14 protein-coding genes are annotated in these 14,299 nt (G+C 67.9%); 13 read left to right on the forward strand and 1 reads right to left on the reverse strand.

The genetic code is table 11. From position 1 onward, the window contains the following. Positions 1 to 47: 47 nt before the first annotated feature. From I7X18_RS09100 to I7X18_RS09135, 8 genes are read left to right on the forward strand one after another with little or no spacing between them, the layout of a single operon-like run. Positions 48 to 911 (forward strand): alpha/beta fold hydrolase, encoded by an 864-nt coding sequence (locus I7X18_RS09100; RefSeq protein WP_193046955.1) that lies wholly within the window; start codon positions 48 to 50, stop codon positions 909 to 911. After that, on the forward strand, positions 911 to 2,626 hold the full coding sequence (locus I7X18_RS09105) for a bifunctional 3-(3-hydroxy-phenyl)propionate/3-hydroxycinnamic acid hydroxylase (protein WP_193046956.1): 1,716 nt from the start codon (positions 911 to 913) through the stop codon (positions 2,624 to 2,626). Before I7X18_RS09100 ends, I7X18_RS09105 begins: the two co-directional genes overlap by 1 nt. Then, a complete protein-coding gene (locus tag I7X18_RS09110) occupies positions 2,574 to 3,491 on the forward strand; it encodes a 3-carboxyethylcatechol 2,3-dioxygenase (protein WP_456299289.1) in 918 nt (305 codons plus the stop codon). The genes I7X18_RS09105 and I7X18_RS09110 overlap by 53 nt, the downstream gene beginning before the upstream one ends. Positions 3,492 to 3,541: 50 nt before the next feature. After that, complete coding sequence (locus tag I7X18_RS09115; RefSeq protein ID WP_232375491.1) at positions 3,542 to 5,248, forward strand: FAD-binding protein; 1,707 nt, start codon at positions 3,542 to 3,544, stop codon at positions 5,246 to 5,248. Continuing rightward, positions 5,245 to 6,564, forward strand: coding sequence for an LLM class flavin-dependent oxidoreductase (locus I7X18_RS09120; RefSeq protein WP_193046958.1), 1,320 nt, complete (start codon positions 5,245 to 5,247; stop codon positions 6,562 to 6,564). Before I7X18_RS09115 ends, I7X18_RS09120 begins: the two co-directional genes overlap by 4 nt. Before the next feature lie 10 nt (positions 6,565 to 6,574). Next, a complete protein-coding gene (locus I7X18_RS09125; RefSeq protein ID WP_193046959.1) occupies positions 6,575 to 7,393 on the forward strand; it encodes a coniferyl-alcohol dehydrogenase in 819 nt (272 codons plus the stop codon). Positions 7,394 to 7,409: 16 nt separating this feature from the next. After that, a complete protein-coding gene (locus tag I7X18_RS09130; RefSeq protein WP_193046960.1) occupies positions 7,410 to 8,399 on the forward strand; it encodes a cyclase family protein in 990 nt (329 codons plus the stop codon). A gap of 11 nt (positions 8,400 to 8,410) precedes the next feature. After that, a complete protein-coding gene (locus I7X18_RS09135) occupies positions 8,411 to 8,992 on the forward strand; it encodes an NADPH-dependent FMN reductase (protein WP_193046961.1) in 582 nt (193 codons plus the stop codon). Positions 8,993 to 9,042: 50 nt separating this feature from the next. Here the strand turns inward: I7X18_RS09135 and I7X18_RS09140 are convergent, their stop codons facing one another. Next, entirely contained in the window at positions 9,043 to 10,323 is a 1,281-nt protein-coding gene (locus I7X18_RS09140; protein WP_193046962.1) for an HNH endonuclease signature motif containing protein, read from the reverse strand. Positions 10,324 to 10,463: 140 nt separating this feature from the next. Between I7X18_RS09140 and I7X18_RS09145 the strand changes: the two genes are divergently transcribed. The 5 genes from I7X18_RS09145 to I7X18_RS09165 are packed head-to-tail and all read left to right on the forward strand — an operon-like array spanning position 10,464 to position 14,280. Continuing rightward, positions 10,464 to 11,306 (forward strand): alpha/beta fold hydrolase, encoded by an 843-nt coding sequence (locus I7X18_RS09145; RefSeq protein WP_193046963.1) that lies wholly within the window; start codon positions 10,464 to 10,466, stop codon positions 11,304 to 11,306. Next, on the forward strand, positions 11,306 to 12,142 hold the full coding sequence (locus tag I7X18_RS09150) for an SDR family NAD(P)-dependent oxidoreductase (RefSeq protein ID WP_193046964.1): 837 nt from the start codon (positions 11,306 to 11,308) through the stop codon (positions 12,140 to 12,142). Before I7X18_RS09145 ends, I7X18_RS09150 begins: the two co-directional genes overlap by 1 nt. Beyond that, complete coding sequence (locus tag I7X18_RS09155; protein ID WP_193046965.1) at positions 12,139 to 12,846, forward strand: TetR/AcrR family transcriptional regulator; 708 nt, start codon at positions 12,139 to 12,141, stop codon at positions 12,844 to 12,846. The genes I7X18_RS09150 and I7X18_RS09155 overlap by 4 nt, the downstream gene beginning before the upstream one ends. Further along, positions 12,846 to 13,040: a ferredoxin gene (locus I7X18_RS09160; protein ID WP_193046966.1), complete on the forward strand. Its 195-nt coding sequence runs from the start codon at positions 12,846 to 12,848 to the stop codon at positions 13,038 to 13,040. The genes I7X18_RS09155 and I7X18_RS09160 overlap by 1 nt, the downstream gene beginning before the upstream one ends. Before the next feature lies 1 nt (position 13,041). Beyond that, entirely contained in the window at positions 13,042 to 14,280 is a 1,239-nt protein-coding gene (locus I7X18_RS09165) for a cytochrome P450 (RefSeq protein WP_193046967.1), read from the forward strand. Positions 14,281 to 14,299 lie beyond the last annotated feature (19 nt).

The raw sequence follows: 14,299 nt of genomic DNA on the forward strand, positions 1-14,299 counted from the left end.
CGGATAGCGAGAATGCGATTTCCGCAGCGAGGGGAGAGCGAGGCTCCGTGGCTGAGCACGAAAGTGTGTGGAGCGACCTGCAGGGTGTGGCCTTCTCGCAGGGGTATCTCGACGCCGGCGCGGTGCGCACGCGGTACCTGCACGCCGGAGAAACCGACAAACCGACGCTGGTCTTCCTGCACGGTTCCGGCGGGCACGCCGAGGCCTACGTGCGCAACCTCGAGGCGCACGCCGAACACTTCTCCACCTGGTCGATCGACATGCTGGGACACGGCTACACCGACAAACCCGGCCATCCCCTCGAGATCCGCCACTACGTCGAGCACCTGCTGGCCTTCCTCGATGCCATCGGGGCCGAGCAGGCCCACATCAGCGGTGAATCGCTGGGCGGCTGGGTCGCGGCCCGGTTGGCCGCCGACCACGGTGACCGTGTGGAGCGGTTGGTGCTCAACACCGCGGGCGGGTCCCAGGCGGATCCAGAGGTCATGAAGCGCATCGTCACGCTGTCCATGGCCGCTGCCGAGGACCCCAGCTGGGAGACCGTGCAGGCCCGCATCACATGGTTGATGGCGGACAAGAGCAAGGGTTACGACGACATCGTCGCCAGCCGCCAACGGGTATACCGCCAACCGGGATTCGTCACCGCGATGCGCGACATCATGGCGCTGCAGGATCCTGAGATCCGCGCCCGTAACCTCCTCGGCCCCACGGAGTACGGCGCCATCGCCGCGCCGACGCTCGTGGTGTGGACCAGTGACGACCCGACCGCCGACGTCGAGGAGGGCCGGCGCATCGCGTCGATGATCCCCGGCGCCCGGTTCGAGGTCATGCCCGGCTGCGGACACTGGCCCCAGTACGAGGATCCCAAGACCTTCAACCGCTTACATCTCGACTTCCTGCTGGGGCGCTGATGGCCGACCTCGCTGGACAAGACGGTGCCGGGCCGGACGGTACGGATGCCGACGTCGTCATCGTCGGCGCCGGGCCGGTGGGCCTGACGCTGGCGAACATCCTCGGACTGCAGGGCGTGCGCACCGTGATCGTCGAGGAACGGTCGACGCTCATCGACTATCCGCGCGGGGTCGGACTCGACGACGAGGCGCTGCGGACCTTCCAGGGCATCGGCCTGGTCGACAAGGTCCTGCCGCACACCGTGCCCAACCAGATCCTGCGGTTCTTCGACGGCAACCGCCGGCTGCTCGCGGAGATGGCCCCGCCCGACGCGCGATTCGGGTGGCCCAAGCGCAACGGCTTCGTCCAACCGATGGTGGACGCCGAACTCCTCGGCGGATTGTCCCGGTTCCACCACGTCGAGGTGCGATGGGGGCAGAGGATGGCGGGATGCCGCGAGACGCCGGACGGCGTGACGGTGGAGTTGCCCGGCGAGACCGTGCGCGCCCGCTATGTCGTCGGTTGCGACGGCGGGCGCAGTGCGACGCGCCGGCTGATGGGGGTGTCGTTCGACGGCACCACCTCGCCGACGCGCTGGCTGGTCGTCGACATCGCCAACGATCCGCTCGGCCACCCCAACAGCGAGGTCGGCGCGGACCCGGCCCGGCCGTACGCCTCGATCTCCATCGCGCACGGAATCCGGCGGTTCGAGTTCATGATCCACGCCGACGAAACCGACGAGCAGGCCGAGGATCCGGCGTTCATCAGTTCGATGCTGAGCCGCCTCGTGCCGCACCCCGAGCGCGTCGACATCATCCGGCACCGGCTCTACACCCACCACTCCCGCATCGCAGGCACGTTCCGCGAGGGCCGGATGTTCCTCGCCGGCGACGCCGCGCATCTCATGCCGGTCTGGCAGGGCCAGGGTTACAACAGCGGCATCCGCGACGCGACCAACCTCGGCTGGAAGCTTGCCGCGGTGGTCAACGGTCAGGCCGGTGACGCCCTGCTCGACACCTATGACGTCGAACGCCGCAAGCATGCCCGCGCCATGATCGACCTGTCGACGCTGGTCGGCCGCGTCATCTCGCCGACCAACCGCCACGTTGCGGGCCTGCGGGACAGGTTGATTCGCGGCGCATCGGTGGTGCCCACTCTCAAGCGTTACGTGCTGGAGATGCGGTTCAAGCCGATGCCCCGCTACGAGCAGGGCGCGGTCTTCCATCCTGAGCCGCCGTCGGCCACCTCACCGACGGGGACGCTGTTCGTCCAACCGCGAGTCGACACCCGCGATCAGCAGAATGTGCTGCTCGACGAGGTGCTGGGCACCGGCTTCGCGGTGTTGTGCTGGAACAACAATCCGCGTGCGCTGCTGGGTGCCGACATCTTCGACCGGTGGAAAGCGTTGGGCGCGCGCTTCATCACCGCGCGTCCGTCGACGCAACTGCACTGGACCGGTCACGACGACCCCGACGTCCGCGTGATCGGTGACCGCACCGGCGCGTTGAAGGGCTGGTTCGACGCGCACACCGAATCGGTGCTGTTTCTGCGCCCCGACCGCTGTATCGCGGGCGCCTGCATCGCCCAACGGGCGCCCGACGTGAGCACCGCACTGTTCGACGTGCTCCATCTCACCCAGGGAGGAGGCAATGGTCACCATGGCGCAGATCGCCCTGTGCTGCATGTCGCACAGTCCGCTACTGAACCTTCCGGGACCGTCGCGGGAACTTCTTGACGACATCGACGCGGCGCTCACCGGCGCCCGTGATTTCGTCGCCGAGTTCGATCCGGAGTTGGTGGTCACCTTCTCCCCGGACCACTACAACGGGTTCTTCTACAAGGTCATGCCGCCGTTCTGTGTCGGCACGTCGGCCCAGGGCGTCGGTGACTACGGCACCCACGCCGGTCCGCTCGACGTGCCGAAGAACCTCGCCGACGAGTTGGCCGCGGCGGTGCTCGAAGCCGATGTCGACATCGCGATCTCGGCGAGCATGGATGTCGACCACGGCACCGTGCAGCCGCTGCAGAACCTGTTCGGCGACCCGACCACCCGGCCCGTCATCCCCGTGTTCATCAACTCCGTCGCCACGCCGTTGGGCCCGCTGCGCCGATCGCGGTTGCTGGGCGCGGCGATCGGCGGCTACCTCGCGACGCTCGACAAGCGCGTCCTGGTGGTCGGTTCGGGCGGGCTGTCCCACGACCCTCCGGTGCCCACGCTGGCCACCGCCCCACCCGCTGCGCTCGAACGGATCGTGCACGGCGCCCCGATGAGCACTGAGGCGCGGATGGCCCGGCAGTCCGCGGTCATCGACGCCGCGCGCGCGTTCGCACACGGTGAGAGCACTCTGCAACCGCTGAACCCGGTGTGGGACCGCACGTTCCTGGAGATCCTCGACCAGGGCTGGCTGTCCGATCTCGACGGGTGGTCGAATCCCTTCATCGCCCGCGAGGGCGGTAACTCCGCCCACGAGATCCGCACCTGGGTGGCCGCGTTCGCGGCGCTGGCGGCCAGCGGCGAATACCGCACCGCGCAGCGGTTCTACCGGGACGCACCGGAACTGATCGCCGGTTTCGGCATCCGGACGGCGGTGCTTGCGTGAACTTCGACAGACAGGTCGACGTGCTGGTGGTGGGCTCCGGGGGCGGCGGTATGACGGCCGCGCTGACCGCGCAGTCCTGTGGGCTGGACACCTTGGTGGTCGAGAAGGCCGCGCATTTCGGCGGATCCACCGCGCTCTCGGGCGGCGGCATCTGGGTGCCGGGCGCCCCGTCGCAGCGCAAAGCCGGTTACACACCGGACCCCGAGAGCGTCTTCGGCTACCTCAAACAGATCACCGGCGGTCTGGTCAGCGATGCGCGTCTGCGCACGTACGTCGACGCCGCCCCGCAGATGATGGAATTCCTCGAGGACCTCAGCCCGTGGTTCGAATTCGTGTGGAAACCCGGCTACGCCGACTACTACCCGGAGCTGCCCGGCGGATCAGAACTCGGCAGCACGATCAACGTGCCGGCCATCGATCTGCGTGAACTCGGCGAGGAGGAGCAGCACCTGCTGCAGCCGCTCGCGTTGGCGCCCAAGGGAATCTGGTTCGCGCCCAAAGACCTTCGCCTCTTCTACCAGGTACGCCAGAACTGGCGGGGTAAGGCCGTCCTGGTCAAGCTGATCTGGCGGATGGTCAGGGCGCGGGTGTTCGGCGACCGGATGGCCGCCATCGGCCAGTCGCTGGCCGCGCGGATGCGCCTGGCCATGAAACAACAGGACATCCCGCTGTGGCTGGACACCCCGATGACCGAACTCATCACCGGTCCCGACGGTGAGGTGGTCGGTGCGGTCATCGAGAAGGACGGGCGTGCGGTCCATATCGGCGCGCGCCGCGGAGTGATCCTGGCCGCCGGCGGATTCGACCACGACATGGCGTGGCGCAAGCAGCACCTGCCCCTCCTGGAGAAGGACTGGAGCTTCGGGAACCCGGCCAACGTGGGCGACGGTATCCGTGCCGGCGAGAGGGTCGGCGCTGCAAGCGAACTGCTCGACGAGGCCTGGTGGTTCCCGGCGATGTGCTGGCCCGACGGCCGGTTGCAGTTCATGCTCAACGAACGCATGATGCCCGCCCAGTTCGTCGTCAACGGCGACGGCAGGCGCTTCATCAACGAGGCGGCGCCCTACATGGACTTCGCGCACGCGATGATCGACGGGCAGCGCTCCGGTGTCACGCACATCCCGTGCTGGCTGATCACCGACATCGCATCGTTCCACCGCTACGTCGTCGGCGGCCATCTACCCATCCCGAAGATCCCGTTCGCGCCCGTGCCCACCGGCTGGAAAGTGCCCAAGGCGTGGCTGGAGTCCGGGGTGGTCCACGAGGCGCGCACATGGGAGGAGATGGCGGGCAAGATCGGGGTGCCGCCGGAGCACCTGCGCCGGACCGCCGAGCGGTTCAACGAACTGGCGCACAAGGGCCACGACGACGACTTCAATCGCGGCGACAGCGCCTACGACAACTACTACGGCGACCCCACACTGCCCAACCCCAACCTGCACCCGCTGGGCAAACCGCCGTACTACGCGTTCCAGATCATCCTCGGCGACCTCGGCACCTCCGGCGGGCTGCGCACCGACGAACACGCCAGGGTGCTGCGCGCCGACGATTCGGTCGTGCCCGGCTTGTACGCGGTGGGCAACAACTCCGCGGCGGTGATGGGCCGCAGTTACGCCGGGGCGGGCGCGACGATCGGCCCCGCGATGACCTTCGGCTACGTCGCCGCCAAACACATTGCCGCACAACCCGTTGCCAGTGCGCCACCACACCAAGCTCAACCCAGTCCAGGGCCGTCACCCATCGGAGGAAGCACATGAAGATCTCGCTGTTCTACGAATTCCCGCTGCCGCGGCCGTGGTCGGAGGACGACGAGCATCAGCTGTTCCAGCACGGCCTGGACGAGGTCGAGGCTGCCGACAAGGCCGGTTTCTCGACGGTCTGGCTCACCGAGCACCACTTCCTCGAGGAGTACTGTCACTCGACCGCGCCGGAGATGTTCCTGGCTGCGGCGAGCCAGCGCACCAAGGACATCCGGCTGGGCTTCGGGGTCATGCACCTGCCGCCGTCGATCAACCATCCGGCGCGCATCGCCGAGCGGGTGTCGACGCTGGACCACCTCTCGAACGGCCGCGTCGAATTCGGCACCGGTGAAGGCTCGTCGGTCGCCGAACTCGGCGGCTTCAACATCGACCCCGCCGACAAGCGCGCCCAGTGGGAGGAGGCGCTCGAGGTGACTATCCGCTCGATGGTCGAGGCGCCCTTCACCGGGTTCAAGGGTGAGCACATCGAAATGCCGGCTCGCAACGTCATCCCCAAGCCGTTGCAGAAGCCGCACCCGCCGGTCTGGGTGGCGTGCACCCGCCCCTCGTCGGTCCAGATGGCGGCCCAGAAGGCCATCGGCGCACTGAGTTTCGCCTACACCGGTCCTGAGGCGCTCAAGGAGCGCGTGGACGGCTACTACAAGGAATTCGAGGCCAACGGCACGCCGGTCACCCCGGCCATCAACCCGAACCTGCTGGCCATCGGCGGTGACCTGTCGATGATGGTGGCCAAGACCGACGACGAGGCGCTCAAACGCCTCGGCATCGGCGGCGGGTTCTTCTCGTTCGGGATCATGCACTACTACCTGACCGGTATGCACACCCCCGGACGCACCGGGGTGTGGGAGCTCTACGAGCAGGCGGTCAAAGAGGATCCGACGCTCGCCTACGGCCCCGGGCGCGGTGCGATCGGCTCACCGGACACGGTGCGCGAGTTTCTGCGCGGCTACGAAGCCAGCGGCGTCGACGAGATCATCCTGCTGCTCAACCCCCGCAGCCATGAGGGCACCATGGAGTCCATCGAGATCATGGGCAAGGAGATCCTGCCCGAGTTCATCGAACGCGACGAGAAGGCGGTCAGGGACAAGGCGACGCGGCTCGCGCCGGTCGTCGAGAAGGTCGAGGGGCGCCGTCAGCACTCCGATGCGCCGCTCTTCGACGAGACGTACTCGTTCGGTGGCCTGCCCACCGGGCGCGGCGGCAAGTTCACCGCGGGTGAGATTCCCGAGGCGATGGCCGAGATCAACGAGGGCCGGGTCAAAGCTGCGGAACAAGAGAAGCAGGCCAGGGCAGTCAAGGAAGCGTCGGGCTAGGCCGACTCGCGTGGGCGACATCGATCAGCTGTGGCGCTACGACGGTAAGCGGGTCGTCGTCACCGGGTGCGCATCGGGTATCGGCGCGCACCTCGTACGGCAGCTGAGCGGTCTCGGCGCGAAGGTGGTGGGGCTCGACATGCGTCGTCCCGCCGTCGATCTCGATGAGTTCGTCGAGATCGACCTGTCCGAACAGGCGTCGGTCGAACACGCCGCGGCGACGGTCGGCGGCCAGGTCGACGCGTTGTTCAACGTCGCGGGGGTGTCGTCGGGCATCGGCGATCCGTTACGGGTGGTGACCATCAACTTCCTGGGCACCCGGTTGTTCACCGAGGCGCTGGTGTCGTCGATGCCACCGGGGTCGGCGATCGCCAACGTGTCTTCGCTCGCCGCATCGTCCTACCGGGAGAACGCCGCGGTCACGGCCGGGCTGCTCGACACCGCCACCGTCGACGAGGGCATCGAGTGGTGCCGGGGCAATCCTGAGGCACTCGCCGACGGGGGCGGGTACCGGCTGTCCAAGGAGGCGATCATCCTCTACGGCATGGCCCACGTCGCAGCGTTGGGCGCCAAGGGAATCCGGATCAACTGCACCGCACCCGGGGTCACCGACACCCCGATTCTCGACCAGTTGCGCACGGCCTACGGGCAGGAGTTCCTCGACTCCTTCCGAACACCCCTCGGCCGCGTCGCCGGTCCCGACGAGCAGGCCAGCGTGCTGGTCTTCTTGAACAGTCCGGCCGCCAGTTACCTCACCGGACAGGTGATCTGGGTGGACGGCGGCACCATGGGCGAGACGGACCTCGCGGATGCGGTGCCCCGACGATGAGACGGAGAAACCACACATGGCCACACTCGACGAGTTCCGCCGCGCGGGCGACGCCGTGCGCAACTGGGGGCGCTGGGGTGACGCCGACGAACTCGGCACGCTGAACTTCATCACCGCCGACAAGGTGGCCGAAGGCGCGGGCCTGGTCCGCCACGGCAAGGTGTTTGCGCTCGGCGTCGACTTCGGTTCGGCGGGCCCCCAGGGCGCATTCCAGTACCGGCCGAACCCGATGCACGTGATGACCGTCGACGGCGGCGACGCCCACACCCTGGTGCAGTACGGCCCGCAGTGGCTGAAGAACACTGTCGCCCAGCAGCTTGCCGGTTACTTCGTCGACAACCCGTTCCGGTTCAACGATGACATGATCATCATGCCGCTGCAGGCCGCCACCCAGTGGGATGCGTTGTCGCACGTCTACTACGACGACAAGCTGTACAACGGATTCCCGGCCGATTCGGTGACCAGCCAGGGCGCCTTCCACTGCGGCATCGACAAAGTCGACAGCAAGGGCATCACCTCCCGTGCCGTCCTGCTCGACCTCGTGCGCCATCGCGGGGCGGATGTGTACCTCGAACACGGTGAGCCGATCACCCCCGACGAACTCGACGAGGTGGCGCGCGCCCAAGGGGTATCGGTGGGCAGCGGGGACATCGTGCTGATCCGGACCGGTTGGTGGGACCGGTTCCTCGAGGCCGGTGACGGCACCGAACCGTACGCCGGGCTGGACTGGCGCTGCGCATCGTGGCTGCACGAGCGTGAGGTGGCGGCGATCGCCGCCGACAATCTCATGGTCGAGGATCCGGTGTCCGGCGTCGAGGGCACGATCCTGCCGATGCACATGCTGTGCCTGCGGGATATGGGCCTGATGCTCGGCGAGTACTGGGATCTCGGTGCCCTGGCCGCCGACTGTGCCGCCGACGGCGTCTACGAATTCCAGCTCATCGCACCGCCTTTGCGCGTGACCGGTGCGGTGGGCGCACCGCTGAACCCGATCGCGATCAAGTGACGGGGGAGGACATGACCGCACCGGATGATGCGCCATTGGTCGTCGGGCTGGGTGGCACGCTGCGGGCGAGCTCCTCGACCGAGCGGGCGGTGCGGTACTGCCTGGAGGCCGTCGAACGTCAGGGCGGCCGGACCCGGATGTTCGCGGGTCCGGACCTCGATATGCCGATGTACGCGCCGCATCAACTCGAGCGCACTCCGGGGGCACTGGAACTCGTTGCGGCGCTTCGGGATGCCGACGCGGTGGTGGTCGGCTCGCCGGGATACCACGGTGCGATCTCCGGACTGGTCAAGAACGCGCTCGACTACATCGAGGATCTGCGGGAGGACCCGCGGGTGTACCTCGACAACACCCCGTGGGGCTGTATCAGCTGCGCGTACGGGTGGCAGGCCGCGGTCAACACGCTCGGGCAGCTGCGTTCGATCGGGCATGCGCTGCGGGCCTGGCCGACCCCGCTCGGCGTCGCGATCAACTCCGCCGAGCCCATCTGGGATGACGGCGGTCAGCTGGTCGACGAATCGGTGCGCAACCAGCTCGACCTGCTCGCGAACCAGGTGCTGACGTTTGCCGCGGCGCACCGGACGGCGAAGTAAACTTGACTGGTCGCCTGTGCGCCAACGTATAGCGCTGTGCGCCAAGGTGCCTAGTTGTTGGTTGCGGGTGGTGGTTGGAAGGGTGTGTACCACCACCAGTCGGCGCGTTCGCCGCTGGTTCCGGGGTAGGGCGCGACCGCCGGTGGAGGTTGGGTGGGTGGACGCGCCAGCGATCCGTTGTGGAGTTGTTGGCCATGGCTGTCGGTGACGATGAGGTGGCCGGCGGGTCCGGTGATGGTGATGATGCCTTTGTGGTGTGCCCGGTGGTGGTACGGGCAGAGCAGCACGAGGTTGTCGAGGTTGGTGGGGCCGCCGTGTTCCCAGTGCCGGATGTGGTGGGCGTGGAGTCCGCGGGTGGCATCACACCCGGGGACTGCGCAGGTGCGGTCGCGGTGCTCCAGGGCGCGGCGTAGGCGGCGGTTGATCAGCCGGGTGGTGCGTCCGGCGCCGATGACATGGCCGTCGCGTTCGAACCACACCTCGCACGTGGCATCACAGGTGAGGTACTGCCGGTCGCCCTCAGGCAGCAGCGGGCCGAGATGCAGGGCGGCGATGCGGTCTTTGACGTCGACGTGCACGACGACGGTGGTGTGCTGGCTGTGCGGGCGGCGGACGGCGTCGGTGTCCCAGGCGGTGTCGATGATGTCGAGGAACGCATCGACGGTGGTGGGCATCGGGGGCCGATTCCCGGAGGGGGTGTCGCCGTGGTCGCGTTCCCATTGGGCGACCATGCCCTCGCGGCGGCTCGTCAGGGCGGCGTCGACTTTCGCTGACTCGGCGTGGGGGAGTGTGATGTGCCAGGTGGTGTGCTGGTCATCGGAGGTCGTGGTGATCGAGGACTCCGCCTCCGGCGGCGGATGCGGATCGTCTTCGTCTTGTTGGGGTTCGGGAGCGGGAGGAGGTTCGGGGCGGGGTGCGAGTTTGAGCGCGGTGCGTAGCTGGTTGACGCTGGCGTGTTTGGCCAATTCAGCGTAGTGCTCGTCGGATCCGGGGGCAGCCTTCTCGGCGATCAGCCCGACCTGATCCAGGGACAGTCGGCCCTCGCGCAGCTCTTGGACGCAGCGCGGGAATTCCTCGATCCGCTCGGCCACGGCGGTGATCGTCTTGGCGTTGGCCGTCGAGCATCCGGTCTTCCACGCCACCAGCGCGGAAATCGATCGCGCGCCGGTGATGCCCCCTAACCCCTCGCGGTCGATCTCGGCGGCGATCTCCACCATGCGGCCGTCGATCGCGTTGCGTTGGCCCGCCAGCTCCGCCACCTCCTCGAACAACACCTCGAGCCGCGCAGCGCGAGGCGCGCTGGGGACGAAAGACGGTGCGCTCGAGGGCATGACCCCATTCTGGCAGCGGGGTATGACAAATCTCGGGCCGCGCAAAGTCCGGCCGACAAGCGCACATTAAGCACTTCGGTCATTCCGGGCGTTAGAGAATCAGGTTCTCCTGGAGCGGGAACAACAGTATCGTGTGAGCCGTGACGTTTCAGCGCAAATCGGTCGCGGTCGACGGACTGACCACCGGCTATCTCGAAGCCGGACAAGGCGATCCGATGGTGCTCCTGCACGGTGGTGAGTTCGGGGCGAGCGCCGAACTCGGCTGGGAACGGACGATCGACGTGCTGGCGCAGCGCTACCACGTCCTCGCCCCCGACATGCTCGGATTCGGCCGGTCGGCGAAGGTCGTGGACTTCACCGACGGCCGCGGGATGCGGATCCGCCACATCGCGCGTTTCTGCGAAGTCCTCGGCGTACGGACCGCACACTTCGTCGGCAACTCGATGGGAGCGATCAACCTGCTCGTCGACGCCACCTCCGGGGCTCCCGCGCTGCCCGTCCGCAGCCTCGTCGCACTCTGCGGCGGCGGGACCATCCAGCGCAACGAACACGCGAACGCCCTCTACGACTACGACGCCACGCTCGACGGGATGCGCCGTATCGTCACCGCGCTGTTCGCCGACCCGTCGTATCCGTCCGATGACGGATACGTCCGCAGGCGCTACGAGTCGTCCATCGCCCCCGGGGCTTGGGAGTCGTTGGCAGCAGCCCGTTTTCGCCGTCCCGGCTTGGAACCGCCGCCCCCACCGTCGGCCACCCGACCTTATGAGCGCATCACGGTGCCCGCGCTCATCGTCGAGGGGGAGCGGGACAAGCTGCTCCCTCCGGGGTGGGCCGCCGAGATCGCCGGTCAGATCTCCGGTGCGCGTTCGGCCGTCATCCCGGCCGCCGGCCACTGCCCGCAGATCGAGCAGCCCGCCGCCGTCGCCGATCTGCTTCTCGACTTCTTCGCCGATGTGCCCCAACGAAAGGTGTCTGCCTGATGGCCAATGAACTGGACGGGCGAGTCGCCGTCGTCACCGGCGGGGCGTCGGGAATCGGGCGCGGCATCGTCGAACGGTTCGCCGCCGAGGGAGCCAAGGTCGTCATCGCCGACGTCCAGGACGAGCTCGGCGAGGCGCTGGCGTCGCAGGCCGGCCCCGATGCGCTGTTCCACCACACCGATGTGGGCGACCAGGAGCAGATCGGCGAGCTGGTTGCCACCGCGGTGGAGCGGTTCGGCGCCCTCGACGTGATGGTGAACAACGCCGGGATCTCCAGCCCGCTGCGGCGCGGCCTGTTCACCGAAGACCTGACGGAGTTCGACCGGGTGATGCGGGTGAACCTGCTCAGCGTCATGGCGGGCACCCGGGACGCGGGCCGGTACATGGCCGAACACGGCGGCGGGTCGATCATCAACCTGTCGTCGATCGGCGGTATCCAGGCCGGTGGCGGGGTTCCGGTGTACCGGGCGTCGAAGGCGGCCATCCTGCACTTCACCAAATGCGCGGCGATCGAGTTGGCGCACTACGACATCCGCGTGAACTGCATTGCGCCGGGCAACATCCCGACGCCGATCCTGCAGTCCTCGGCCACGGGAGAGGACCGCGAACGGCTCGAACGTTTCGAGGCCAGGATCCGGGCCCAGATGCGCGACGACCGGCCACTCAAACGCGACGGCACCCCCGAGGACGTCGCAGAGGCGGCGCTGTACCTGGCCACCGAACGGTCCCGGTACGTCACCGGCATCGTGCTGCCGGTCGAGGGCGGCACCATCGCCGGCAAGGTCATGGCGCGAAAGGCCGGTTCGGAGATCCCGGCCAACGGCGCACCGTCGTGAGTTTAAATCAGTCACTTGACTTAAGACCTGGGGCCGAGTTGACTGTGAGCGTGACCACAGCGAGGACCGCGCGGGCCGAGCGTGCCAACAGCACCCAGGAGGCGATCCTGCGGGCCGCCGAACGTCTCTACGCCGAACACGGCGTGTTCGCGGTCTCCAACCGCCAGGTCAGCGAGGCGGCGGGGCAGGGCAACAACGCCGCGGTCGGCTACCACTTCGGCACCAAGACCGACCTGGTCCGGGCCATCGAGTTCAAGCACCGCGGCCCCATCGAACGGCTCCGCGAGAAGCTGGTGGCCGATCTGGGGCCCGCACCCGATATGCGCGACTGGGTGGGGTGCCTGGTCCGGCCGCTCACCGAGCACCTGGCCGAACTCGGCAACCCCAGCTGGTACGCGCGATTCGCCGCGCAGGTGATGACCGATCCCGCCTACCACAGCATGATCGTGCGCGACGCACTGTCGTCGCCGTCGCTCGTCGAGGTCATCAACGGAATCGGCGCCTGCCTGCCCGACCTGCCGCCGGACGTCCGCGCGGAGCGCAACGTCATGGGCCGGAACCTGTTGATGCACAGCTGCGCCGAACGGGAACGCGGTCTCGCCGAGGGCATCGCGGTGCCGCGCGCCTCGTGGGCCGCCGCGGCGTCCGGGCTCATCGACGCGATCGTCGGTCTGTGGCAGGCCCCCGTCACCGAGGTGCCCTGATGAGGATCACCGTGGACCAGGACAAATGCGTGTCGTCGGGCCAGTGCGTGCTCAACGCCGCCGACATCTTCGACCAGCGTGACGACGACGGGGTCGTCGAAGTGCTCATCGACAGCCCAGCCCCAGAACAGAAGTCGGACGCCCACCGGGCGGCAGCCGCCTGCCCAGCCCTTGCCATCCACCTCGAGGAGTGATGTGTCGGACACGTTGACCGGAACCGCCGAAGTCTCCGCTGACATCCCCGACTATCCGATGGAGCGCTCCGCGGCCTGCCCGTTCGCGCCCCCGCAGCAGATGCTCGAGATGGGCGCCACCAAACCCCTATCGCGGGTGCGTATCTGGGACGGCAGCACCCCGTGGCTCATCACCGGCCACGCGGTGGCGCGTGAGCTGTTCGCCGACTCGCGCGTCAGCGTCGACGATCGCCTGTCCGGGTTCCCGCACTGGAACGAGCACATGCTCTCGACGGTCAACAAGCGCCCCCGGTCGGTGTTCACCTCCGACGCCGAGGAGCACACCCGGTTCCGCCGGATGCTGTCCAAGCCATTCACGTTCAAGCGCGTCGAGGGTCTGCGCCCAGTCATCCAGCAGGTCACCGACGAATGCATCGACGCGGTCCTCGCCGGTCCCCAGCCCGCCGACATGGTCGCGAAACTGGCTCTGCCGGTGCCCACCCGGGTGATCAGCGACATGCTCGGCGTGCCGTACGAAGACCACGAGTTCTTCCAGCACCACGCCAACGTCGGGCTGGCGCGCTACGCGTCCGCCGCGGACGGTCAGAAGGGTGCGATGAGCCTGCACCAGTACCTGATCGACCTCGTCGAGAAGAAGAGGGAGCACCCGGCCGAGGATGCGGTCTCCGACCTCGCCGAGCGGGTCAACGCCGGCGAGATCAGCGTCAAGGAGGCCGCGCAGTTGGGCACCGGACTGCTCATCGCCGGACACGAGACCACCGCCAACATGATCGGCATCGGCATCCTGGCGCTGCTCGAGAACCCCGCACAGGCCGAATTCCTACGCGACACCGACGATCCGAAGGCCATCGCCAACGCCGCCGAGGAGTTGATGCGCTACCTGTCGATCATCCAGAACGGCCAGCGACGCGTCGCCACCGACGACATCGAGATCGCCGGTGAGACCATCCGCGCCGGTGAGGGCATCATCATCGACCTGGCCCCGGCGAACTGGGATGCGGCCGCCTATCCCGCACCCGACAAGCTCGACCTGCGCCGTGATGCCGGCCAGCAGCTGGGTTTCGGCTACGGCCGTCACCAGTGCGTCGGCCAGCAACTCGCCCGCGCCGAACTCCAGATCGTCTTCCACACACTGCTGCGGCGTATCCCCACGATGCGCCTGGCCATCCCGTTCGACGAGGTGCCGTTCAAACACGACCGCCTTGCCTACGGCGTCTACGAACTTCCCGTGACCTGGTAACAGGTTCTCTCACAGCCCG

It is taken from the genome of Mycolicibacterium baixiangningiae (assembly GCF_016313185.1).
Taxonomy (GTDB): domain Bacteria; phylum Actinomycetota; class Actinomycetes; order Mycobacteriales; family Mycobacteriaceae; genus Mycobacterium; species Mycobacterium baixiangningiae.

Bases quoted from the DNA above. Each gene is read 5' to 3' on its own strand.
- I7X18_RS09105 (WP_193046956.1), top strand. From the start codon at position 911: ATGGCCGACCTCGCTGGACAAGACGGTGCCGGGCCGGACGGTACGGAT.
- I7X18_RS09130 (WP_193046960.1), top strand. From the start codon at position 7,410: ATGGCCACACTCGACGAGTTCCGCCGCGCGGGCGACGCCGTGCGCAAC.
- I7X18_RS09150 (WP_193046964.1), top strand. From the start codon at position 11,306: ATGGCCAATGAACTGGACGGGCGAGTCGCCGTCGTCACCGGCGGGGCG.
- I7X18_RS09110 (WP_456299289.1), top strand. From the start codon at position 2,574: ATGTCGCACAGTCCGCTACTGAACCTTCCGGGACCGTCGCGGGAACTT.
- I7X18_RS09135 (WP_193046961.1), top strand. From the start codon at position 8,411: ATGACCGCACCGGATGATGCGCCATTGGTCGTCGGGCTGGGTGGCACG.
- I7X18_RS09120 (WP_193046958.1), top strand. From the start codon at position 5,245: ATGAAGATCTCGCTGTTCTACGAATTCCCGCTGCCGCGGCCGTGGTCG.
- I7X18_RS09160 (WP_193046966.1), top strand. From the start codon at position 12,846: ATGAGGATCACCGTGGACCAGGACAAATGCGTGTCGTCGGGCCAGTGC.
- I7X18_RS09115 (WP_232375491.1), top strand. From the start codon at position 3,542: ATGACGGCCGCGCTGACCGCGCAGTCCTGTGGGCTGGACACCTTGGTG.
- I7X18_RS09140 (WP_193046962.1), bottom strand. From the start codon at position 10,323: ATGCCCTCGAGCGCACCGTCTTTCGTCCCCAGCGCGCCTCGCGCTGCG.